The sequence below is a fragment of the Metabacillus hrfriensis genome, assembly GCF_030127205.1.
GTDB lineage: Bacteria > Bacillota > Bacilli > Bacillales > Bacillaceae > Bacillus_P > Bacillus_P dongyingensis.
In genome coordinates this window covers 2240923-2265059 of the sequence record NZ_CP126116.1, presented here as the reverse complement: position 1 = coordinate 2265059, position 24137 = coordinate 2240923, and the positions used below count along the sequence as shown (strand labels likewise).

The following is a 24137-nucleotide window of genomic DNA, read 5'->3' as shown; positions in this document are numbered from 1 at the left end:
ATATGTGAAACTTGTCAGTTTGATGCCGGCAGCCGTTCTTCATCCAAGAGCATTGATACAGAACCGAAAGAATATCCCTTCTGTTTAATTGACTGAATCAATGTTTCTAAACTTCTCGACGAGGAATCAGTGGGATGCATGAGAATCATAGCACCATTATGAACCTTTTTAAGAACACGTTCAACTAAAACGCCGGGCTCAGGCTTTTGCCAGTCAATTGTATCAACGGACCAAAGCACTGTCTCCATCTTAAATTCATCTGCTACGGTAATCACATCCTGCCTGAAGCTTCCGCTTGGAGGTGCGAACCACACTGGAGCGGCACCTGTAATCTCTTTGATGACCTCATTTGTTGAACCAATCTGTTTACGGATTTGATCTGTTGTGATCCTTGCCATATCAGGATGGGAATAGGAATGATTCCCAATTTCATGACCTGCCTCTTTTATTGTTTTAACGAGTGCAGGATTTTCTTTTGCCCATCTTCCTTCTAAGAAAAAGGTGGCTTTTACTCCATGCTTATCAAGCACTTCAAGCATTGATGGAAGATATTCATTGCCCCAGGCAACATTAATGAGAAAGGAAACCATCGTTTTATCAGGATGCCCTCTGTAAATTGGGGCTGGAGGCAGATCAGATAAGTGCACTTTTGGCTTTACCTGCTTAAAGACAATCTGCTTTTCATCAAATTTTCCTATTTTCTTCATCTTCTCATACGACTCATCAATATCAATGGTTAGGCCATTGTAGCCAGGAGTCGCTTTCCAGACCGTATGTATTTGAGCATCCTGTGCCGGCTTTTCATAATCCTTCACCTTTGCAGCGATTGTCTGGTAGAGTTCATCGGGCTGCTTTACAGCTGAAACATCTTCAAATTTCATTGTAGACACATAGGCTGTTGTATATGGATTCTGAATGAGAGCAGCAGTTATGATCAATATGAGCGCGACGCTTAAATAATGGAACCTCTTCATGTTTGTCTTCCCCCTTTTTACTAGAAAATATGTACGAAGGGGACAAGGTAGAACATGTGCAATAGATGCAAAAAAAGGAGAAAAAAGCAAAAAGAAGCCAGACTAGCTTCCCTGGCTTCTACACTTTAAGAATTTTGCTTTTCTTTTTCTTTCTCGTCACGAAGAACTGCTTTTCTAGAAAGATTGACACGACCTTGTTTATCAATTTCAGTTACCTTCACAAGCAACTCATCACCGATTTTAACAACATCCTCAACTTTTCCAACGCGCTCTTCTGCGAGTTCAGAAATGTGTACTAAACCGTCTTTGCCATTGAATATTTCAACGAAAGCACCGAACTTTTCAACGCGCTTCACTTTTCCTAAATACATTTGTCCAACAACAACTTCGCGGACAATGTCTTCAATAATTTGTTTCGCTTTTTGATTCATTTCCTCATTCGTTGAAGAAATAAAGACCGTTCCGTCTTGTTCAATGTCAATTTTAACGCCAGTTTCTTCGATGATTTTATTGATTTGTTTACCGCTTGGCCCAATAACATCTCGGATTTTATCAGGGTTAATCGCCATCATTAAGATTTTAGGAGCATACTGAGAAAGCTCTGTACGCGGCTCTTTAATTGTTGCAAGCATTGAATCAAGGATTTCCATGCGTCCTTTTTTTGCCTGCAAAAGAGCTTCTTCTAAAATTTCACGGGATAATCCCTCAATTTTAATATCCATTTGAAGGGCAGTTACGCCTTTAGCTGTACCTGCAACTTTAAAGTCCATATCTCCAAGGTGGTCTTCCATTCCCTGAATATCAGTCAGCACAGAGTAATGTTCTCCTGACTTCACAAGGCCCATTGCAATTCCTGCTACAGGAGCTTTAAGCGGAACACCGGCATCCATCATGGCAAGTGTGCTTGCGCAAATACTTGCTTGTGATGTTGAACCGTTTGATTCAAGAACTTCTGATACAAGACGGACTGTGTACGGGAAATCCTTTTCTGAAGGAATAACAGGCTCAAGAGCTCTTTCGCCGAGCGCTCCATGACCGATTTCACGGCGTCCAGGTCCGCGCATAAATCCAGTTTCCCCTACGCTGAACAGCGGGAAATTGTAATGATGCATAAAGCGTTTTGTTTCTTCAATGCCAAGACCATCAAGAATCTGGACATCTCCAAGTGCTCCAAGCGTACAAATGCTGAGAGCCTGAGTTTGCCCGCGTGTGAACAGACCTGAACCATGTGTGCGGGATAACAAGCCGACTTCTGAAGAAAGAGGGCGGATCTCATCAATTTTTCGGCCATCCGGGCGGACCTTATCTTCAGTGATCAGGCGGCGGACTTCTTGTTTGACTAATTTAGAAAGGATTTCTTTCACTTGTTTAAGAGTGTCAGCTTCTGCTTCCTGCTCTTCAAAATGGGCTACTACTGTTTTCTTCACTTCATTTATTGCTTCTTCGCGTGCATGTTTTTCCTGCACTTGAATTGCTGACAGCAAGTCTTTTTCAGCCATTTCACGAATGCTTGTCTCAAGATCCGCATCAAGAACATATAGTTTCACTTCTGTTTTTGCTTTCCCGACTTGAGCTGCAATCTCTTCTTGGAATGCAATCAGACGTTTGATTTCATTATGACCGAACATGATCGCCTCAAGCATTGTTTCTTCAGGTACTTCATTAGCTCCTGCTTCTACCATGTTAATAGCATCTTTTGTGCCTGCTACAATTAGATTGATATCACTTTTATCCATTTGTTCAACTGTAGGATTGATGATAAATTGATCATCTGCACGGCCGACAACTACACCTGCAATCGGACCTTCAAACGGAATGTCAGATACAGTTAAAGCAAGGGATGACCCGAACATTGCTGCCATTTCAGATGAACAGTCCTGATCGACACTCATTACAATGCTGACAACCTGGACTTCATTTCGGAAACCGTCAGCAAACAATGGTCGCAATGGACGGTCAATCAGACGGCTTGCAAGGATTGCTTTTTCACTTGGACGGCCTTCGCGTTTTATAAATCCACCAGGAATTTTACCAACTGCATAAAGGCGCTCTTCATAATTGACAGTTAACGGGAAAAAATCAACTGTTTTCGGTTCTTTTGATGCTGTTGCTGTACTTAATACAGCTGTGTCTCCATAGCGGATCAGTGCCGCGCCGTTAGCCTGTTTTGCCAGCTGGCCAACTTCAACGGTCAATTCTCTTCCAGCCCAATCAATGGAGAACACTTGTTTTTCTTGTCCCATATAAGAATGAACTCCTCTCGTCATATAAGTCACAACATACATTTATGTATTATTATGAACCATTTAATTTCAACATATCAATGTTATTCCGGTATGTAAATAGATCGCGTGAATATCTTATTATTAATCGATAAGAATAGATAAATTTCCGCTTTCGTGTTCAGCTGCAGCACGTAGGTCCTCAGTCAGAACGGATCTGTCCTGGGCATTTTTGCTATTCTTATTTTAATACACTAAAAAAGCGGGAATTCTCCCGCTTTTCAAAGATTATCGGCGTAAACCAAGCTTGTTGATTAGGTCACGATAACGAGTTACGTCTTTATTGCGCAGGTACGTCAAAAGATTACGGCGTTTACCTACCATTTTCAAAAGACCGCGACGTGAATGGTGGTCTTTCTTATGAACACGTAAATGTCCATTAAGATTGTTAATATCCTCAGTTAGGATAGCGATTTGAACTTCTGGAGAACCAGTGTCCGTATCATGCGTTCTGTACTCAGTGATAATTTCATTCTTACGTTCTTGAGTGATTGCCATCCTATTCACCTCCTTCATTTAAAAACCCCAATTACCGAGCAAACGTTGGTGAATCGTTCTGCCAAGCAATGGTTATAAAAGTTACATTTATTAGAATACTATTTTTCCGGGCAGAAGGCAAGTGTTAATCTTGCAGATCTTGAAAAAATTGCTCAGCGGAAGCTTTATCTTTTCCAATTTGCTCGATCAGTTCGTCGATCGAACTGAATTTTTGCTCGCTTCTTATCCGTTTATACCAGAATATAGAAACATTCTTTCCATATATAGATTTATTAAACTCAAAAATATGGACTTCAATGCTTGGTTTTACTTTTTTTTCATCATAAAAGGTTGGTTTGTAGCCAATATTGCATACCCCGTTATAAACCTCATCGTCTATTTGAAATCTGACCGCGTACACCCCTGTCGGAGGGATTATGTATGCCCCGTCAAGCTCTATATTTGCCGTTGGAAAGCCAATCGTCCGGCCTCGCTTATCTCCGTGTATAACTGTGCCGTTTACTCTGTGCGGCCTGTTTAGAAGGCGTGAAGCATACTCGACATCCCCGCTTCTCAGCACCTCTCTGATCAGAGTTGAACTGATTTTGCGGTCATGATCTGTCTGCTTGCTGATTGTCGTTTGTTCAAAAGCGCTTCTTGAATGAAACGGCAAGGATTCCATCGTTCCTTTGCCAAGCCTTCCATAAGAATAATCAAAGCCTGCTATTACGTGCTTTACATTCAGCCTGATAATGTATTGGTCAACGAATTCCTGGGGCAGCAGTGCTGCAAAGTCCTCGGAAAATTGCACGATAAAAAGATAATCAATTTCAAGCTTTTCAATTAAATCAATTTTATCCTGCAGAGTTGTAATGGCCTCGACATGCTGAATATTTTTTCTTAAAACGACCGAAGGATGAGGATCAAACGTCATAACTGCACTTTTTAATCCTTTTTCTTCTGCTGTTTTTTTAGCTGTCAAGATAACTTCCTGATGCCCGCGATGAACGCCGTCAAAATAGCCAAGAGCCATTGCCAGCTGGGGCATTTCTATGTCATTTAAAGAGTGCGGATGCGTTAGTTTGATCGTTTTCACTCGTGTTTCACCTTTTCTGTATCAGCTTTCTTCCCGCCAGGTCAGATGACAAGGACTTTGGAAGGTTTAAGGAAGTGAGGTTTTTCAGGATGCTGCTTATAAATCGCGAGGCAAGTTCCCTGTTCATCATATACGGCAATCGAATCTTCAGCCGCAACATGTTCAAAACCAGCCGGAACCTCAAGCACAGCACCATTTTTCACTTTCTTTGCTAATGTATCATTTATGGACATTTTGGGCAAATGATTTAATGCTGTGCTGATTGGAATAAGAATATCCTGCAGGCTGCTCTCATCTGCCTTTTTTTCAATTTCTTCAAAGGTGTGGCATTGATCAATTAAAAACGGACCTGATGCTGTTCTTATCAAATGTGACATATGGGCAGGATAGCCCAATTGTTCGCCGATCATCACAGCAAGTGTTCTTACATATGTACCTTTGGAACATTGAACTTTAAAACGAAAAGAAACCGTGTCTTCTTTAGCTTCTATGTCTGATAAGATTGTCATCTCATGAATTCTGATTTTTCTTTTTGGCCTCTCAATCGTCTGTCCTGCTCTGGCGTATTCGTACAATTTTTTTCCGCCTATTTTCACTGCCGAATACATCGGAGGAACCTGATCAATCTCACCTGTCAAAGCGTGCAGCGCTTCTTCGGCATCTTTCATAGTAATGACAGTGTCCACTATTTTCTTTTCAACAACTTCGCCAGACGCATCCTCTGTGGTCGTTGAGAAGCCTAAAGTAACTTCTGCTTCATATGTCTTTGATGCTGCAGTTAAGTATTCAACTATCTTTGTTGCACGACCAATACACACAGGCAGAACCCCTGTAACATCCGGATCAAGCGTCCCTGTATGTCCGATTTTTTTCGTTTTGGCAATCCTTCTCATTTTGGCCACGCAATCATGAGAGGTCATTCCAGCAGGCTTATTTATTAACAAAACACCTTCCATTGCTCACTTTCCGCCCTTCTGCTCATTTAAGAATACATAAACGAAAAGGATAGACTGATGTCTATCCTCTCCTTTTAATCTTCCTGCTTGTTTTCTTGATTAATTTCGTGGATCAGTGTTTCGATCCGGTTCCCATAATCAACGGATTCATCAAATTCAAAAAGGATTTCAGGCGTTTTTCTCAGCCTTATGCGCTGTCCGATTTCAGAACGGATAAAGCCTTTTGCTTTTGCAAGGCCTTTTAAAGTGTTTTCTCTCTTTTCTTCATCTCCAAGAACTGAAATGTAGACTTTTGCAATTTGCAGATCTCCGGAAACTCTTACATCTGTCACCGTAACAAATCCGATGCGGGGATCTTTAATTTTCCTGCTGATGATCTCGCCTAATTCCTTTTTCATTTGTTCGCCGACTCTGTTCGCTCGTAAACTCATGCTATCACCTCACTGTTAAAGCCAATCAAACGAGGTTACAGCGCGTTCAATTTCAGGAAAAGAATCAATCATAGCAAGCGCTTTGTTCAATTCCTTTTCCGTTTGAACTTTATTTGATGTGATGGCGACGATGCCAATCTTGGTTCTCTGCCAGGTATCCTGAAAATCAATTTCTGAAACAGAGACATTGTGCCTCTGCTTCAGTCTCATCAAAATGCGCTGTAAAACAGCCCGTTTGTCCTTCAATGATTGTGCATCATAAATGATGCACTCACACTCTGCATATCCAATCACTTGCGCTCAATTTCCTGCATGACGTATGCTTCGATGATATCTCCTTCTTTAATATCATTGAAGTTTTTAATTGTAATACCGCACTCATAGTTTTGCGCAACTTCTTTTACATCATCTTTAAATCGTTTCAGAACGTCTACTTCACCTTCAAATACGACTACTCCGTCACGAATAACGCGGATGCTGCTGTCGCGGGTGATTTTGCCGTCAGTCACATATGAACCGGCAATTGTACCGATCTTAGATACTTTAATTGTTTGACGAACTTCAACTTGACCAATGACTTTTTCTTCAAATTCAGGGTCAAGCATTCCCTTCATCGCTGCCTCAATCTCTTCAATTACTTTATAGATGATGCGGTGCAGACGAATGTCTACTTTTTCTTCATCAGCCGTTCTTTTAGCATTCCCATCAGGGCGAACGTTAAATCCGATAACAATCGCATTTGAAGCAGATGCTAAAATAATGTCAGATTCAGTAATTGCTCCAACGCCTGTCAGGATGATTTTTACTTTAACGCCTTCTACATCAATTTTTTGAAGAGATGCAGCTAAAGCTTCAGCAGATCCTTGAACATCCGCTTTTACGATAAGGTTGATATCTTTGATATCGCCCTGTTTAATTTGTTCAAACAGGTCATCAAGGCTTAGTTTCGCGCCTTCTTTACGCTGTTCATCAAGCTGTTTGCTTGCACGCGCTTCTCCAACTTGACGGGCTTTTTTCTCATCAGTGAACACCATGAACTGATCGCCTGCCTGCGGCACATCACTGAGGCCTGTAATTTCTACAGGGGTAGATGGACCTACTTCCTTCACGCGGCGGCCAAGATCATTAACCATTGCACGGACGCGGCCGAATGTATTACCTACTACAATTGAGTCGCCAACACGCAGTGTTCCATTTTGTACAAGAAGTGTCGCTACTGAACCGCGGCCTTTATCAAGCTGTGCTTCAATAACAGTTCCTGTCGCTGCCCGATTAGGATTTGCTTTCCATTCTTCTACTTCACTTACAAGCAGGATCATTTCAAGCAATTCTTCAATTCCATCACCTGATAAGGCTGAAAGCGGAACAAAAATCGTGTCCCCGCCCCATGCTTCTGATACTAAACCGTATTCAGTCAGCTCCTGCATCACGCGGTCAGGGTTTGCTGATTCTTTATCCATTTTGTTTACAGCGACAATGATTGGAACTTCAGCCGCTTTTGCATGGCTGATAGCTTCCACTGTTTGAGGCATAACGCCATCATCTGCAGCAACAACTAGGATTGTAATATCTGTTACTTGAGCACCGCGGGCACGCATCGTTGTAAATGCAGCATGTCCCGGAGTATCAAGGAATGTAATTTTTTTGTTGTTTACAACAACCTGATACGCGCCGATATGCTGAGTGATACCGCCAGCTTCGCCTGCTGTAACTTTTGTATTTCGAATCGAGTCGAGCAGAGTTGTTTTACCATGGTCAACGTGACCCATAATCGTAACAACCGGCGGACGGATTTGAAGCTGATCTTCTTGATCCTCTGTTGCATAGCCTTCAAATTCAGTTACATCAAAAACAATCACTTCTTCAACTTCCACACCATACTCGCCGGCAATCAATTCGATTGAATCTTTATCAAGATCCTGATTGATTGTTGCCATAACGCCAAGCATGAATAACTTTTTAATGATTTCAGAAGGCTCTTTATGAAGCTTGCCTGCTAATTCACCTACTGTAAGGCTGCCTGTAAATGTAATTTTGCTTGGCAATTCTTTTTTAGGCTGTACAGGAGCTCCGCCTTGCGGTCTGCGCTGATTGCTGCTGCTGTTGTTTTTCTTATTCCCGAAATTTTTCTTGTTATTGTTATTGCGGTTATTGTTTGATTTTCCCTGCTGATTAAACGGCTTGCTGCCGCTTTTTGCTGCTGGTTTAGTTGGATTAGCCGGTTTTGTGTTGTTAGTATTCTCTTGTTTTTGCATAGGCGTTTTGTGATCTTCCCTTTGTTTGACAGAAATGGATTTTGTTGTTTCATTCTTATCTGCCTTGTATTTTCCGTCCAGTTTGACGATTACATGATCATCAATTGTTGACATATGGTTGCTGACTTCAACATTCATACTCTGCAAGGCTGTTATAACATCCTTGCTGGATATGTTTTGTTTTTTTGCATATTCGTAAACTCTCATTTTCGTCATATGGTCACCCCCAAGAAATTTAATCGAGCAAGGTTTTCATTTTTGCAGCAAAGCCTGCATCAACTAATGCCACAACGACTCGAGCATCCTTTCCAATCGCCTGACCTAACAGGTAACGATCCGGGACCGAGACAACAGGAATGTTGTAAAAACTGCATTTATCATGAACCTTTTTAGCAGTATTTTCTGATGCATCTTTTGAGAGCAGAACAAGTTTTGCACGGGATTGTCTAACTTCTTTGATGACAAGTTCTTCTCCTGAAACAATCTTTCTTGCCCGATTTGCTAAGCCCAATAAGGACATCCATTGATGTTTTACCATACCATTAATGTTTCTCCTTCTCAGCTAGCTGAAGCAATTCTTCGTAGATGGCATCTTCAATCTTTACTTGCAGGTGATTAGCCAGTACATTCTTCTTCTTAGCTTGTAAAATACAGTCTTTATCAAGTGAGAGGTAAGCTCCGCGTCCGTTTTTCTTGCCGGTTGGATCAACGGAAACTTCTCCTTCTTTTGAACGGACAATACGAACAAGTTCTTTTTTCGGTTTCATTTCTCCAGTCGCAACACATTTGCGCAGCGGAACTTTTCTTTGATTGTTCACATTGCCTCACCTCTTACTTGTCTAATTCATCTTGATTGAAAGAAAAAAGCGGTTCATCGTCATCGCTTTCATCAAGCGGGACATTTGCTCCTGCACGAGGGTAAATGCCCATTTGCAGAGCGTCTGTCTCACTTTTAATATCAATCTTCCAGTTTGTCAATTTTGCCGCTAACCTTGCATTTTGGCCTCTTTTGCCAATAGCAAGCGATAATTGATAATCAGGCACAACCACTGTTGTTGCTTTGTCATCCTCGTTCACATTCACATCAAGAACTTTTGAAGGACTTAGAGCATTGGCAACAAAATCAACAGGATCGTTTGACCATTTTACGATATCAATCTTTTCGCCTTTTAACTCATTTACGATAGCCTGCACACGCTGACCTTTTGGACCAACACATGAACCCACAGGATCGACTTCAGGATTGTCCGAGTGCACAGAAATTTTTGAACGGTCGCCAGCTTCGCGCGCAACCGATTTAATTTCAACCGTGCCGTCATAAATCTCAGGAACCTCAATTTCAAATAATCGTTTTAATAAACCAGGATGAGTGCGGGAAACGAAAATTTGAGGTCCTTTTGTTGTTTTTTCGACCTTTGTAATAAATACTTTAATGCGGTCATGCGGCTTGTATTTTTCGTTTGGCATTTGTTCGCTTACAGGAAGCAGAGCCTCAATTTTCCCAAGACTGACATAAATAAATTTAGAGTCAATTCTTTGGACAATTCCAGTCATGATATCTTCTTCGCGATCTACAAATTCAGAGTAAATCACACCGCGTTCTGCCTCGCGCACACGCTGGGTTACGACTTGTTTGGCAGTCTGCGCTGCAATTCGGCCGAAGTCTTTTGGCGTTACTTCCATCTCAAGAACATCATTTACCTGATAGCTTGGATTCACGCTTTGAGCTTCTGTTACTGAAACTTCAAGCCTTGGATCATATACTTCATCAACAACATCTTTTCTTGCAAAGACTCTCATTGTTCCTGTTTCGCGGTTTAAATCAACGCGCACATTCTGAGCCTGGTTAAAATTACGCTTATAAGCGGAGATCAATGCAGCTTCAATTGCTTCAATGATCACTTCTTTACTGATGCCTTTTTCTTTTTCAAGAATTGTTAAGGCATCTAAAAGTTCATTACTCATCTTTACGGTCTCCCCCTTATCCATCTATCGGTTTATTTAATTGAACGTGACAGCGAGCCGGGCACTGGCGATTTTTTCGTAAGGTATTTGAATTTGTTTTTTGCGTGTTTTAATTAAAATCGTCACAATTACATGCTCACCATCAAAAGCAGTAAGCTCTCCTTCAAATACTTTCGATCCTTCAAAAGGCTCATATGTTTTAATATAAACATTTTTGCCGATTGATTTTGTGAAGTCAGAATCCTTCTTAAGCGGACGCTCCGCACCAGGCGATGAAACTTCAAGAAAATAATTTTGTTCGATTGGATCTGTTTCATCTAATTTTTCACTCAGTTTTTCGCTTACAATCGCGCAATGCTCAATGTCGATTCCATCACTTGAATCTATGAATACGCGCAAAAACCATTCTTTTCCTTCTTTTACGAATTCAATATCCACTAGTTCCAATGTTAATTCATCTAAAATCGGCAAAGCTAATTCTGCTACGATTTCAGTAACTTTTTTGCTCATCCCGTTCCTCCTTGTGAAATAGAAGCAAATGTGACACTATTAGTTGCTGAAAAACCCTGCTTCATATTGAGCAGGGAATGTATGTACACAACACGCGATCCGAATGAAGAGACAATAATATCTCTACTCAATACGAAAGAGTGGGTTGCCCCACTCTCTGCCTCTAACTATCGTTAGCATTTCCATAAAAAATATAACATAACCGGCCATTTTTTGCAAATTAAAATCAAACTGCGTAAGGTATTTCAGACGATAATGCAAGATTTTTCTCCGGGAAAAATTCAGTGAATATTTCCCAATTCACAGTTCCGTCAAAAAAATCAAAACAGCGACAGCTGATTTTGATCAGGGAGCGACTCTAGACAGCCTTGCTTATCGAGATATTCAATAATTGTTTTAGAAACCTTCCCGCGCTGCTGAAGGTCTTCTTTCGACAGAAATTCTCCGTCCTGTCTTGCTTTTACAATATTGATGGCAGCATTTGTTCCAAGCCCTGGAATAGAATTGAATGGCGGAATTAAAGATTTCCCGTCAATCAGGAAGTCTGTTGCGCTGGATCTGTATAAATCTACTTTTTGAAAAGAATATCCGCGCTCGCACATTTCAAGGGCAAGTTCAAGCACTGTCAGCAAGCTCTTTTCTTTCGGAGATGCCTCAAGTCCTTTTTGATTAATCTCTACTATCTTTGCTTTGATTGGTTCAGAACCTTTTACCATTGTTTCGATGTCAAAATCATCGGCACGAACAGTAAAGTAAGCAGAATAATAAAGCAGGGCATGATGCACTTTAAAATAGGCAATGCGGACAGCCATCAAAACATATGCTGCAGCATGTGCTTTCGGGAACATGTACTTTATCTTAAGGCATGAACTGATGTACCAGTCAGGAACCTCGTTCTTTTTCATTTCTTCCACCATCTCAGGTGTAAGCCCCTTACCCTTACGAACAGACTCCATAATTTTAAAAGCAAATGAAGGTTCAAGTCCCTGATAAATTAAATAAACCATAATATCATCACGGCAGCCGATCACTTCGCTCAGCGTACAAGTATTATCATGAATCAATTCCTGGGCATTCCCAAGCCATACATCCGTACCGTGGGAAAGTCCCGAGATTTGCACAAGCTCAGAGAAAGTAGTCGGCTTTGTGTCTTCAAGCATTTGACGGACAAAGCGGGTACCGAACTCGGGAATTCCAAGTGTTCCGGTTTTACACATAATCTGTTCTTCTGTTACGCCAAGTGATTCTGTTCCGCTGAATATCTTCATAACTTCCTTATCATCAGTCGGGATCGTTTTCGGATCAATTCCGCTTAAATCCTGAAGCATCCTGATTACGGTTGGATCGTCGTGGCCAAGAATATCAAGCTTCAGCAAATTATCATGAATAGAGTGGAAGTCAAAGTGAGTTGTTTTCCATTCAGAGCCTGTAGCATCGGCTGGAAATTGAATCGGCGAAAAATCATAAATATCCATATAATCGGGTACAACGATGATTCCGCCCGGATGCTGTCCGGTATTTCTTTTTACGCCTGTACAGCCTTGAACAAGACGGTCAACTTCTGCATTTCTGAGCATTAAGTTATTGTCGCCTGCGTAGCCTTTCACATATCCGTAAGCTGTTTTCTCAGCGACTGTCCCGATTGTTCCGGCACGGAACACGTTATCTTCACCAAAAAGGTCCTTAGTGTAATTATGGGCTCTCGGCTGATATTCTCCAGAGAAGTTCAAATCGATATCAGGAACTTTGTCTCCTTTAAATCCAAGGAACGTTTCAAACGGGATATCATGTCCATCTTTATGATATTTGGCTCCACATTCCGGACAGTCTTTGTTCGCCAAGTCAAACCCGGAACCTACTGATCCATCATTAAAGAATTCAGAATGCTTGCAGTCAGGACAAACATAATGCGGCGGCAGCGGATTAACCTCTGTTATCTCGGTCATCGTCGCAACCAAGGATGAACCGACAGAACCCCTGGAACCTACAAGATATCCATCGTCCAGAGATTTTTTAACAAGCTTGTGCGAAATCAGATAGATAACGGCAAAGCCGTGGCCGATAATGCTTTTCAATTCCTTTTCAAGTCTTGCTTCGACAATTTCCGGAAGATGATCGCCATAAATGCTTCTCGCCATACTGTAGCTCATTTCACGGATTTCATCGTCTGCCCCATCGATTTTAGGTGTATAAAGGTCGTCTTTGATTGGCTTAATTTCATCAATTAATTCTGCTACGCGATGCGTATTGTCAATAACAATTTCACGGGCTTTCTCTTTCCCGAGGAAACTAAAGCAATCGAGCATTTCATTCGTGGGTCTGAAGTGAACGTTTGGCAGCTCGTGCCGGTTCAGCGGATTCGCACCGCCCTGAGAGTTTACTAGAATCTTGCGGTAAATTTTATCCTCAGGCTGAAGATAGTGTACATTTCCAGTTGCAACAACCGGTTTTTCAAGCTTTTCTCCTAGATTCACAAGGTTCGTGATGATTTCTTTCAGTGCCATTTCGTCCTTGATATACTCCATTTGAATTAAATGACGGTATACTTCAGGAGGCTGCACCTCAAGGTAATCATAAAAAGCTGCAATATCTTCAACTTCCTCGGGAGACTTTTGCATCATCCCTTCAAACACTTCCCCGCGGTCACATGCTGACCCCACGAGAATGCCTTCTCGATGCTTGATAAGCTGAGACCTTGGGACGCGTGCAACACGATAGAAATAGTCAATATGAGAAAGTGACACAAGTTTAAATAGGTTTTTTAAGCCAATTTCATTTTGGGCAAGCAGGATGGCATGATAAGGACGCGCCCTCTGATAGGCATTGCCCTGTCCCATATTATCATTAAGCTGGTTATGATTCTCAATTCCTTTTTGGGCGGCATCCTTCAGCATTCTGAGAAGGAGGTAACCTGTTGCTTCTGCGTCAAAAATAGCCCGGTGATGCTGAGTCAGTTCAATATCAAACTTTTTAGCAAGTGTATTTAACCTGTGGCTTTTCAGCTCAGGATATAAAAATCTTCCAAGTTCAAGAGTATCGATGACAGGGTTGGCTGCTTTACCTGCACCAAGCAGCTGTTTATAGCCAACGTTTAAGAAGCCCATATCAAAGCTTGCATTATGTGCAACTAATATGTCGTCTCCGGCCCACTCTTTGAACCTGCGGAGCACTTCGTCTACGTTTGGAGCTGTTGCTACCATATCATCTGTTATGCCGGTTAGTTCTATTGTTGTCGCTGATAGACGATGATGTGGATTTGCAAACGATTCAAACCGGTCGATGATTTCGCCATTTCTGATTTTAACAGCTGCAAGTTCAATAATCGTATCGTAAACAGCTGATAAGCCGGTTGTCTCTACGTCAAATACGACATATGTTGCTTCTGGCAAAAAGCGGTCCTGCGCGTTATAAGCAATCGGGACTCCGTCATCAACGAGGTTAATTTCAACACCGTATAAAACTTTGATGCCGTTTTTCTTGCCTGCGGAATACGCTTCAGGAAAGGACTGGGCAACAGCGTGATCTGTGATCGCTACAGCAGGATGTCCCCATTTGCTTGCTTGGCCGACTAAAGAACTGACAGATGACACAGCATCCATTTGGCTCATCGGAGTATGCAAATGAAGCTCTATTCTTTTTTCATCAGATGTATCCTGACGAATTTCAGGCTTGATTTCATTAATATCATTTGCAATCATGACTAAGTCTCTTACAAATGTATCATTCTGGATGCTTCCGCGAACCTTCACCCACATTCCTTTTTTCAGTGTTTGCAGCAGAACGGCGTCTTCTTTATCACGTGCGAACATTTTCACTAAAATGGAGTTTGTATAGTCTGTTACTTTAAAAGTACTCAATGTTCTTCCGCTTCGAAGCTCTCTTGTCTCAGCATCGAATACATATCCTTGAATCGTAATGCGGCGTTCCTCATCTTCAATTGTATTGATCTGTTTGATTTCTTCGTCATTCTTAATGGCATAGCCGATCATAAGAGGACCCTGAGGAGCCTCCTGTTCTTGATCTTTCTTATCCATTTCTGTAATGGCAAGCATCATTTTCTCTTGATCTTCAAGCTTCTTTTGCTCTTGAAACTTTTGTATTTCTTCTTTTGATATATTCACGGTTGTATCGAGCTGTATGAGCGGAAAGCCATATTGTGCAAAGCTGTCCTGAAGAACCGATGTGTATTTTTTCTTGATGGCCATCGCTTCGGTTTCATTTCTCGTTTTTACAATCAGCTTTAAACCTTGTACTTCAGGAATTTGTTCATTCAGCAATGAGAGCATGGGAGGAGAGATTCCCTGCATTTCCTGCACACAAACCGACCAATAGTCTGCAATTAATTTCTCATCAAAAGTTTGATCATTAACGGCGATTATAAAAGATACATCAGCTATATGGGAGAATGCTTTTGTTAATTTCGCATAAAAAATCCGGTACACTTCAAAAGGAAGGATCCGGTCAAATGAAAATTGAAATTCCCATTTCTTTGACTGCTTATGGACCGTTAATTTTGTGATCGCACCATTTTTAAAATGATTAAAAACAGCGTCGTCTGTTAAATCGATTTGCTGAAGCAGAAGCTGAAATCGCTCTTTTTGAGCCTTCGAAAGTTCGTCCATTCTAACCGTCCCCTCTTACAATAATCGATCCTCATAATTGAAGGTACCTCGCTCTTTGCGAGGTACCTTTAAATGTTTTATTCACTTACTCTATCATAACATGAATAAAACAGAGCTTCATGCTTTTTTAATTGGATAATAAATTGGAAATGGTGCCAGTTAAATCAGACAATGAAACATCCATTCCTTCACCTGTTTTGCGGTCCTTAATCTCAACTATTCCGTCCGCCGCCTGTTTCCCGACAACGACTCTTACTGGAATGCCGATTAGATCTGAATCTGCAAATTTCACTCCTGCACGTTCATTGCGGTCATCATAAAGGACTTCAAATCCAGCTTCTTTAAGATCTGCATATAATTTATCACTTACTTCAGCCTGTACATCATTTTTGGCATTTGCACTAATTAGGTGAACCTGGAACGGGGCAACAGCTGCAGGCCATACAATACCTTTTTCATCGTTGAATTGTTCAACGATTGCTGCTAGTGTTCTTGAAACCCCTATACCGTAGCAGCCCATAATCATCGGCTGAGCTCTTCCGTTTTCATCAAGGAAAGTAGCATTCATAGCTTCACTGTAGCGTGTGCCAAGTTTAAATACATGGCCAACTTCAATACCTTTTGCAAATTGAATGAAACCTTGTCCATCAGGAGATAAGTCTCCTTCTTTAATAAATCTTAAATCCGCAAATTGAGAGACATTTGCATCACGTTCAATATTCACGCCTGTGTAATGAAAGTTCTCTTCGTTAGCTCCGCACACGCCGTTGACAATTGCCTGAACGGCCATATCTGCAATAATCTCTACTTCTGAGCTGACGGCAACTGGACCTACATAGCCCGGCATTACGCCGACAGACTGCTTTGTCTCTTCGGCCGTGGCAAGCTCTACAATTGAAGCTCCGTATAAGTTTTTAATTTTAATGTCGTTAACCTCATGATCACCGCGTACTAAAACTAATACGAATTTCTCATCTACTTTGAAAAGAAGAGACTTAATTAATTGCTCTTTCGATGTATTCAAGAAAGATGCAACTTCTTCAATCGTTTTTTGATCAGGCGTTTCTACCTTTTCTAGACTTTGAGCTTCTTCGCCGCTTTTTTCATATTGATTAATGACAGGTGCCATTTCAATATTTGCTGCATATTGAGAGGTGTCTGAGTAAGCAATCGTATCTTCTCCTACTTCAGAAAGCACCATGAATTCATGTGTATCTTTCCCGCCCATTGCACCGGAATCTGCAATTACTGCACGGTAATTTAATCCGCAGCGCGAGAAAATATTGCTGTATGCCTGGTACATTTTTTCGTACACTTCATCAAGACTTTCAAAAGAAGCGTGAAAAGAGTAAGCGTCTTTCATAATAAATTCACGGCCGCGAAGCAGACCAAAACGCGGACGTTTCTCATCTCTGAATTTAGACTGAATTTGAAATAGATTCAAAGGAAGTCTTTTATACGATTTTACTTCGTCTCTCACAAGAGAAGTAATGACTTCTTCATGCGTTGCGCCAAGGGCGAATTCACGGCTGTGACGGTCTTTCATTCGCATAAGCTCAGGACCGTACGTATACCATCTGCCAGACTCCTGCCAAAGCTCTGCCTGCTGCAGAGCCGGCATTAACAGCTCGGATGATCCCGCACGATTCATTTCTTCTCGCACAATTTGCTCAATTTTTTTTAGCACAATGGTAGCAAGCGGCAAGTAACTGTAAATCCCGCTTGCATTTTGCCGCACATAGCCTGCACGCAATAAAAGCTGATGGCTTTTAATGTCAGCGTCTGCAGGCACTTCTCTTAAAGTAGGAATAAATGTCATACTCTGTTTCATCTTCAAGCACCTCTATCTATTTATACATTCTAAAAGTCTTGTTTAACCAAACGAGTCGACGGTTCTAAAAAAATGACATCGCCGCCTCATTCATAGGAAAGTCTTATAAAAAGAATCTTTGAATATCATTCCATGTGACAACCAGCATTAACAGCATCAATAAAGCAAAACCGATAAAATGAACGACCCCTTCTTTTTGGCGGTCTATCGGTTTGCCTCGGAGCGCTTCGACCAGGAAGAATAATAGCCTTCCCCCGTCCAGTGCCGGAATCGGAAGCAGATTGACAATTCCTAAGTTGATGCTCAAAATGGCAGCCCAGCTCATTAAGTTGATGAAGCCTGTTTTTGCTACTTGATCTGTCATGTCATAAATTCCTACCGGACCCGAAAGCATGTCGATTGAAAACTGACCAGTGACCAATTTGCCAAGACCGAGCACAATTTCCTTTGTCCAATTGAACGTTTCCGTTACTCCATATTCCAATGAGCCGACGAAAGATTTTTCAACAGGATTGTAAGCTCCAATTCTGCCGATTGTTTCTTCCCCAACTTTACTTGCTTCCGGAACCACTTCAACTTCAAGATTTTGACCGCCTCGGTTAATGGCAAAAGTCAGTTCTTGCTCAGGATTTGCCTGAATAACTGAAACGACTTGTTTCCATGAAGACATCACTTTTCCTTCAATGGATGTAATTTCATCGCCTTCTTTAAGTCCCGACTCTACAGCAGAGCCATCCGGCGTCAGCTTCCCTAAAATCGGTTCATCAATCGGAGCCCCTTGAATAAACCCAAGAGAGAATAATAAAACAAACGCTAAAATAAAATTCATAAGCGGGCCTGCAATAATAGCAGCTGTCCGCTGTCCGAGCGTTTTTGAACCAAACTGGCGGTTATAAGGGGCAATTTGAACCTCTGAACCATCTACAATGAAGAAAGACTTTTCACTAACTTCAAAGTTTTTCAGGATTTCATCCTCTTCTCCCTGTTCATAGCCTGAAATGAACATTTTATGTTCAAGGTCAGCCTGTTCTACTTCAACGACTCTTGCACGGGGATATTTTTCCTTATTATTAAGGATGATTTTTTCAACTTTATTTTCTTTATTAAACAGCAAACCTACATTATATCCAGGCTTCACTTCTATCATTTCTGGATCTTCACCAGCCATGCGGACAAATCCGCCAAGGGGAAGAAGTCTGATGGTATAGACGGTTTCATCTTTCATGAATGAAAAGATTTTCGGTCCAAACCCGATTGCAAATTCTCGGCATAAAATACCTGCCCGTTTTGCTAAAACTAAATGTCCCAGCTCGTGAAAGAATACGAGTGCTCCAAAAATAATAACAAACGCTAAAACGGTATTCACGTTTCATGACCACCTTTATGAATATAATGTTTGAACAAATTGTCTGGTCTCTTTGTCCACTTCTTGAATGATATGCAAATCCGGGTTTGATATCACACTATGTTTTGCCAAAGCTTTTTCGATAAGATCTTCAATTTGAAGAAAGGCAATTTGTCCTTTTAAAAATGCTCCGACTGCTTCTTCGTTTGCGGCATTCAGCACAGTTGGCATTGTACCACCTATTTTACCTGAATCGTAGGCGAATTGTAAGCAGCGGTATCTCTCAAAGTCCGCTTTTTCAAAATGAAGCTTGCCGACTTCCCACAGATTTAATTGCTTGGTTGAAGAAAGAGGCAGTCTTTCTGGATAGGATAATGCATATTGAATAGGAACTCTCATATCCGGTGAACCAAGCTGTGCAATAACACTGCGATCATGAAACTCTGCCATAGAGTGAATAATGCTTTCTTTATGAAGCAGTACCTCGATCTTCTCATACGGAAGATCAAAGAGCCAGTGGGCCTCAATGACTTCAAGACCTTTGTTCATCATAGTAGCAGAATCGATTGTAATTTTAGCACCCATGGACCAATTCGGATGATTGAGTGCCTCGTTAATAGTAACATCTGCTAATTCTTCGCGACTTCTGTCGCGGAAGCTTCCGCCGGAGGCTGTCACAATCAGTCTTTCCAGTGATTTAGGATTTTCTCCCTGTAAACATTGAAAAATAGCAGAATGTTCACTGTCAACAGGCAGAAGAGCTACACCATATTTTTTGGCGTGTTCAGTTACAAGATGACCTGCAGTTACCAGTGTCTCTTTATTTGCAAGGGCAATTGTCTTCCTGCTTTCAATTGCCTTTAATGTCGGCAAAAGACCAACGCTTCCGACAACTGCATTCACTACAATTTCAGCTTCTGAGATAACAGCTGTTTCTATCAGACCTTCAGCACCATATGTAAATGTTATGTTAGGAAATTCTTCTTTCAGCTGTGAATATGCACGGATGTCATTTACAGCTACCAGGCTGGGAGAAAAATCAGTAATAGCCTTTCTTCCAAGCTCCAGATTACTTCCAAAAGACATGGCAACAAGCTGAAATTGATCGGGATGTGATCTAATTACATCCAGGGTTTGCTGACCAATTGAGCCTGTTGCACCCAATAAGCTAATCTTCTTCACCATTTCACTCCCATTCGTTTGTCACAGACATCATCTTCAGGTAAAGGCTGTTTTAGAATAGATTGTTTTACGTATTCTTATTGGTTCACATATTCAAGTCCATATCCTGCTCTTTTCCCGATGCAGGCAAATATGGCGTTCATTATGATTCAATGAATAACTGCAAAAAACCAAAAGCCAATTTTTAGCTAAAAAACAAAAACAAGAAATGCATGATCGGCAATACAAAAATCATGCTGTCAAAGCGATCCAATATTCCGCCGTGCCCAGGAAGGATATGGCCTGAATCTTTCACTTGATAATGGCGCTTTAACGCTGATTCAGCCAAATCTCCTATTTGTCCAAAAATAGACAGCAAAACAGTGATTAGAGTGATGCTTAAATAGGAGTCTGCAAAGGCAGTAAAATATTGAAAAATCCACGCGATTATAACGGCGCAGAAGATTCCTCCAATTGATCCCTCTATCGTTTTGTTAGGACTTATTTCAGGCCACAGCTTCTTTTTTCCTGCTGATTTACCAATGAAATAAGCTCCCGAATCTGTAGCCCATATAATCAATAGAGCATAAACGATAGGATAAAGGCCGATGTTTCTCATTTCAATAAAATAAAAAAATCCGATCCCGATATACATCGTTGTTATTATAGTGAATCCTACATCATCGAAGGAAAATCTATTTTTTGTCACAACGGTATAGCATAAAAAAAACAGAACGCCAAGCAGCGCAAACTCAATTTTAGTTATACTGTATTCATCTAATAAGTTTATGTAGTTACTGGGGATTAATAGAACCCAAAGCAATAATAAACTGAGCAGCCCCGGTATACTGTGTATGGAAATCCGCTTCATCTTCAGCAGTTCATAAAGGGCGATGGAAGCTAATAAGTATATAAAAATAGTAAAAGGGGCACGACCATAAATAACGGCCGGCAAAAAAACGGCCAAAGCAATAATTGCTGTTACAATTCTTTGTTTCACGCTGTCACCTTCATTTATAAGCCGCCAAATCTTCGACCCCTATGCTGGTATTCTTTAATTGCCGCAAGTAAATGATCCTCGCTGAAATCTGGCCAAAGCACGTCTGTAAAGACAAATTCGGAATATGCGAGCTGCCAAAGCATGAAATTGCTCAGCCTGATTTCTCCGCTAGTTCGAATGAGCAAATCCGGATCTCTCATGTCTTTCGTCATTAAATATTGTGAAAATAATGCCTCATTAATGTCTTCAGAGCTGATGTCACCCTTTTTTGCATCTTGCACAATACCTTTAACAGCATGAATCATCTCCGCTCTGCTGCCATAGTTCAGGGCGAAATTTAAGATAAGACCATTATTATTTATAGTATCTTCCTTTGCCTTTTGCACAGCGCGAAGAGTATGTTCAGGAATTTTTGACTCTTCTCCTATAATTCTCACCTGAACATTTTCTTCTATAAGTTCAGGAAGAAAGGTGCCCAAAAATTCTTCCGGCAGTTTCATCAAATAATCTACTTCTGTTTTTGGCCTTTTCCAGTTCTCAGTAGAAAAAGCATATAAAGTTAAGGCTTTCACTCCGAGTTCATTTGAAAGTTTTGTTACTTTTCTTACAACCTTCATGCCTTCATGATGTCCGGCAATTCTGGGAAGAGCTCTTTTTTTGGCCCAGCGTCCATTACCATCCATAATAATTGCAATATGTTCCGGGATTTCCCTTTTCAGAATTTCTTCTTTTGAAAATTCCGTTTGCTCGCGGTTAGGATTTCTCCATTTTTTCAGTATGTTGAGCATGTGATTCCTCCATCACCATTCTGCGGTCTCAAATACTGCAACAATGTTAACAGTATTAACAAAAAAACCCCCTGTAAACATTAGAGGGTCTTTTAAGCACAATTCCATTGTACAGAGTTTTTTCTTAAACTTCCATGATTTCTTTTTCTTTGTCTTTAGCAATTGCATCAATTTTGCTGATGAAATCATCTGTTGCTTTTTGAACATTGTCATTGTTGCTGCGCAGTTCATCTTCCGTGATTTCGCCATTTTTTTCAAGCTTTTTCAAGTCGTCATTTGCATCGCGTCGAACATTGCGGACAGCTACTTTAGCTTCTTCAGCATATTTTTTTACTAGCTTTGCAAGCTCCTTGCGGCGTTCCTCAGTAAGTGCAGGGATAGCAAGGCGAATTAAAGATCCGTCATTTGTCGGGTTTAATCCAAGATCTGATTTTAAAATCGCTTTTTCGATTTCGCCCAGAACTGTTTTGTCATAAGGCTGAATAACAAGCAGTCTTGCTTCAGGAATATTAATAGAGGCTAATTGGTTTACAGGTGTTGGAGCACCGTAATAATCTACAACGATTTTATCAAGCAATGATGCATTCGCACGGCCTGCACGAACAGTAGAAAGCTCTCTGTTAAATGCAGATACTGCTTTTTCCATTTTGTCTTTCGCTTGTGATAGTACTTGTTTTGCCATTATTATTTCCCCCTTACAATAGTTCCGATATTTTCGCCTAATACCGCACGTTTAATGTTTCCTTCTTCCATAACTGAGAAGACAATAAGCGGAATATCATTATCCATACAAAGTGATGATGCAGTTGAATCCATTACTTCCAAACCTTCTTTTAAAACATCTAAATAGGAAAGTGTTTCATATTTAACAGCCGTTGAATCTTTTTTAGGATCAGCCGTATAAACTCCATCTACGTTGTTTTTCGCCATTAAAATGACATCTGCTTCAATTTCCGCAGCACGCAATGCAGCTGTTGTGTCAGTTGAGAAATACGGATTTCCTGTACCGGCAGCAAAGATGACAACCCGTTTTTTCTCAAGATGTCTGATTGCTTTTCTTCTTATGTAGGGTTCAGCTACTTGACGCATTTCAATTGAAGTTTGAACACGGGTCTGAATGCCGAATGTTTCAAGACTGTCCTGCAGCGCAAGTGAATTCATGACAGTTGCAAGCATTCCCATATAGTCTGCTGTTGCACGGTCCATGCCCATTTCACTGCCGATCTTGCCGCGCCAAATGTTTCCTCCGCCGACAACAACAGCTACTTCAACATCCAGTTCAGCAATTTCCTTTACTTGTTTAGCAATTGATTGAATAACGGCAGGCTTTATGCCAAAGCTATCATTTCCAGCTAAAGCTTCACCGCTTAGTTTAAGTACAATTCGATTATATTTAGGTGTGCTCATAAATGACCTCCAAGTCTTTTCCAATAGATCTAAGTACCGTGTAAATGATTTTTTAAAAAGAGGGAACACAGATGTGTGTTCCCTGTCTTTCATTTACTCATTTTCTGCCGCAGGTTAAAGCCATGCTTTAGCCGGAGGAACAGACTTGATTATTTTTTGACTTGGTTCATAACTTCTTCAGCGAAATTATCCTGGCGTTTTTCAATGCCTTCGCCAACTTCGTAGCGAGTAAAGCTCTTCACTGAAGCGCCTTTAGATTCTACGAATTGTTTTACTTTTAGATCAGGGTTTTTAACGAAGCTTTGCTCAAGAAGGCAAATATCTTCGAAGAATTTGCCAAGACGGCCTTCAACCATTTTCTCTACGATGTTAGCAGGCTTGCCTTCATTAAGAGCTTGTTGAGATAATACTTCGCGCTCGCGAGTTACTTCTTCTTCGCTTACAGCGTCGCGTCCGATGTATTTAGGGTTAACTGCAGCAACATGCATAGCAACATCTTTTGCAGTTTCTTCTTCAGTTGTACCTTCAAGAACAGTTAATACAGCAATGCGTCCGCCCATGTGCAGGTAAGCACCAAATGCGTCGCTGTCTGTTTTTGTCACAATTTCAAAACGACGAAGGGTGATTTTTTCACCGATTTTAGCGATTGCAGAATTAATGAAATCAGCTACTGTTGATCCGTTGTCCATTGTTTGAGTCATAGCTTCGTCAAGGTTTGCAGGTTTTTTAGCAAGCAAGTGAGAAGCAAGTGCATCAAGAAGTTCTTTGAAGCCTTCGTTTTTTGCTACGAAGTCAGTTTCTGAGTTTACTTCAAGGATAACAGCTTCATTGCCTTCAGACTTAACAAGAGCTAAGCCTTCTGCAGCAACGCGGTCTGCTTTCTTAGATGCAGAAGCGATTCCTTTTTCACGTAGGAAGTCGATTGCTTTTTCCATGTCACCGTTTGTTTCTGTTAATGCTTTTTTGCAGTCCATCATGCCTGCACCAGTTTTTTCGCGTAGTTCTTTTACCATTTGAGCAGTAATTGCCATGAGAGT

The 24137-nt window shown here is 41.0% G+C and carries 21 protein-coding genes; all 21 read right to left on the bottom strand.

Translation table 11 applies throughout. The annotated features are described in order from the left end of the window. Positions 1 to 14: 14 nt before the first annotated feature. The 21 genes from QLQ22_RS11265 to tsf all read right to left on the bottom strand — a co-directional run bounded on the left by QLQ22_RS11265 (position 15) and on the right by tsf (position 24131). Positions 15 to 974 carry a polysaccharide deacetylase family protein gene (locus QLQ22_RS11265; RefSeq protein ID WP_223442432.1) on the bottom strand — a complete coding sequence of 320 codons (960 nt, stop codon included), beginning with the start codon at positions 972 to 974 and terminating at the stop codon, positions 15 to 17. Between the two features lie 125 nt (positions 975 to 1099). Beyond that, entirely contained in the window at positions 1100 to 3217 is a 2118-nt protein-coding gene (gene pnp / locus QLQ22_RS11260; protein ID WP_223442430.1) for a polyribonucleotide nucleotidyltransferase, read from the bottom strand. 267 nt (positions 3218 to 3484) lie between these two features. Further along, complete coding sequence (gene rpsO / locus QLQ22_RS11255) at positions 3485 to 3754, bottom strand: 30S ribosomal protein S15 (RefSeq protein WP_223442428.1); 270 nt, start codon at positions 3752 to 3754, stop codon at positions 3485 to 3487. A 124-nt stretch (positions 3755 to 3878) separates the two neighbouring features. Continuing rightward, positions 3879 to 4829 (bottom strand): bifunctional riboflavin kinase/FAD synthetase, encoded by a 951-nt coding sequence (gene ribF / locus QLQ22_RS11250; protein ID WP_223442426.1) that lies wholly within the window; start codon positions 4827 to 4829, stop codon positions 3879 to 3881. A gap of 41 nt (positions 4830 to 4870) precedes the next feature. Further along, positions 4871 to 5785, bottom strand: a complete 915-nt coding sequence (truB, locus tag QLQ22_RS11245; RefSeq protein ID WP_284016637.1) for a tRNA pseudouridine(55) synthase TruB — start codon at positions 5783 to 5785, stop codon at positions 4871 to 4873. Between the two features lie 74 nt (positions 5786 to 5859). Continuing rightward, positions 5860 to 6216 (bottom strand): 30S ribosome-binding factor RbfA, encoded by a 357-nt coding sequence (gene rbfA, locus QLQ22_RS11240; protein ID WP_070877290.1) that lies wholly within the window; start codon positions 6214 to 6216, stop codon positions 5860 to 5862. A 15-nt stretch (positions 6217 to 6231) separates the two neighbouring features. Continuing rightward, on the bottom strand, positions 6232 to 6510 hold the full coding sequence (locus tag QLQ22_RS11235) for a DUF503 domain-containing protein (protein ID WP_223442422.1): 279 nt from the start codon (positions 6508 to 6510) through the stop codon (positions 6232 to 6234). Continuing rightward, positions 6507 to 8687 carry a translation initiation factor IF-2 gene (infB, locus tag QLQ22_RS11230; RefSeq protein WP_284016636.1) on the bottom strand — a complete coding sequence of 727 codons (2181 nt, stop codon included), beginning with the start codon at positions 8685 to 8687 and terminating at the stop codon, positions 6507 to 6509. The genes QLQ22_RS11235 and infB overlap by 4 nt, the downstream gene beginning before the upstream one ends. A gap of 19 nt (positions 8688 to 8706) precedes the next feature. Then, on the bottom strand, positions 8707 to 9009 hold the full coding sequence (locus QLQ22_RS11225; RefSeq protein ID WP_070877287.1) for a YlxQ family RNA-binding protein: 303 nt from the start codon (positions 9007 to 9009) through the stop codon (positions 8707 to 8709). A 4-nt stretch (positions 9010 to 9013) separates the two neighbouring features. Further along, entirely contained in the window at positions 9014 to 9289 is a 276-nt protein-coding gene (gene rnpM, locus QLQ22_RS11220; protein WP_133311035.1) for an RNase P modulator RnpM, read from the bottom strand. Between the two features lie 13 nt (positions 9290 to 9302). Continuing rightward, positions 9303 to 10436: a transcription termination factor NusA gene (nusA, locus tag QLQ22_RS11215; RefSeq protein WP_223442417.1), complete on the bottom strand. Its 1134-nt coding sequence runs from the start codon at positions 10434 to 10436 to the stop codon at positions 9303 to 9305. A 36-nt stretch (positions 10437 to 10472) separates the two neighbouring features. Then, a complete protein-coding gene (gene rimP, locus QLQ22_RS11210) occupies positions 10473 to 10946 on the bottom strand; it encodes a ribosome maturation factor RimP (protein WP_223442414.1) in 474 nt (157 codons plus the stop codon). Between the two features lie 320 nt (positions 10947 to 11266). Further along, the gene (locus QLQ22_RS11205; protein ID WP_284016635.1) at positions 11267 to 15568 is read right to left on the bottom strand and encodes a PolC-type DNA polymerase III; all 4302 of its coding nucleotides are present in this window, start codon (positions 15566 to 15568) and stop codon (positions 11267 to 11269) included. 127 nt (positions 15569 to 15695) lie between these two features. Further along, positions 15696 to 17399: a proline--tRNA ligase gene (locus QLQ22_RS11200; protein WP_284016634.1), complete on the bottom strand. Its 1704-nt coding sequence runs from the start codon at positions 17397 to 17399 to the stop codon at positions 15696 to 15698. A gap of 103 nt (positions 17400 to 17502) precedes the next feature. Beyond that, the gene (rseP, locus tag QLQ22_RS11195; protein WP_223442405.1) at positions 17503 to 18765 is read right to left on the bottom strand and encodes an RIP metalloprotease RseP; all 1263 of its coding nucleotides are present in this window, start codon (positions 18763 to 18765) and stop codon (positions 17503 to 17505) included. 15 nt (positions 18766 to 18780) lie between these two features. Further along, positions 18781 to 19926, bottom strand: coding sequence for a 1-deoxy-D-xylulose-5-phosphate reductoisomerase (gene dxr / locus QLQ22_RS11190; protein ID WP_252208624.1), 1146 nt, complete (start codon positions 19924 to 19926; stop codon positions 18781 to 18783). Between the two features lie 184 nt (positions 19927 to 20110). Further along, positions 20111 to 20905, bottom strand: a complete 795-nt coding sequence (locus tag QLQ22_RS11185) for a phosphatidate cytidylyltransferase (RefSeq protein WP_284016633.1) — start codon at positions 20903 to 20905, stop codon at positions 20111 to 20113. 14 nt (positions 20906 to 20919) lie between these two features. Next, positions 20920 to 21693, bottom strand: coding sequence for an undecaprenyl pyrophosphate synthase (locus QLQ22_RS11180; RefSeq protein WP_223442398.1), 774 nt, complete (start codon positions 21691 to 21693; stop codon positions 20920 to 20922). Between the two features lie 124 nt (positions 21694 to 21817). After that, positions 21818 to 22375, bottom strand: a complete 558-nt coding sequence (gene frr, locus QLQ22_RS11175) for a ribosome recycling factor (RefSeq protein WP_223442395.1) — start codon at positions 22373 to 22375, stop codon at positions 21818 to 21820. 2 nt (positions 22376 to 22377) lie between these two features. Next, positions 22378 to 23100, bottom strand: a complete 723-nt coding sequence (gene pyrH, locus QLQ22_RS11170; protein WP_223442392.1) for a UMP kinase — start codon at positions 23098 to 23100, stop codon at positions 22378 to 22380. Between the two features lie 149 nt (positions 23101 to 23249). Beyond that, on the bottom strand, positions 23250 to 24131 hold the full coding sequence (tsf, locus tag QLQ22_RS11165) for a translation elongation factor Ts (protein ID WP_223442389.1): 882 nt from the start codon (positions 24129 to 24131) through the stop codon (positions 23250 to 23252). Positions 24132 to 24137 lie beyond the last annotated feature (6 nt).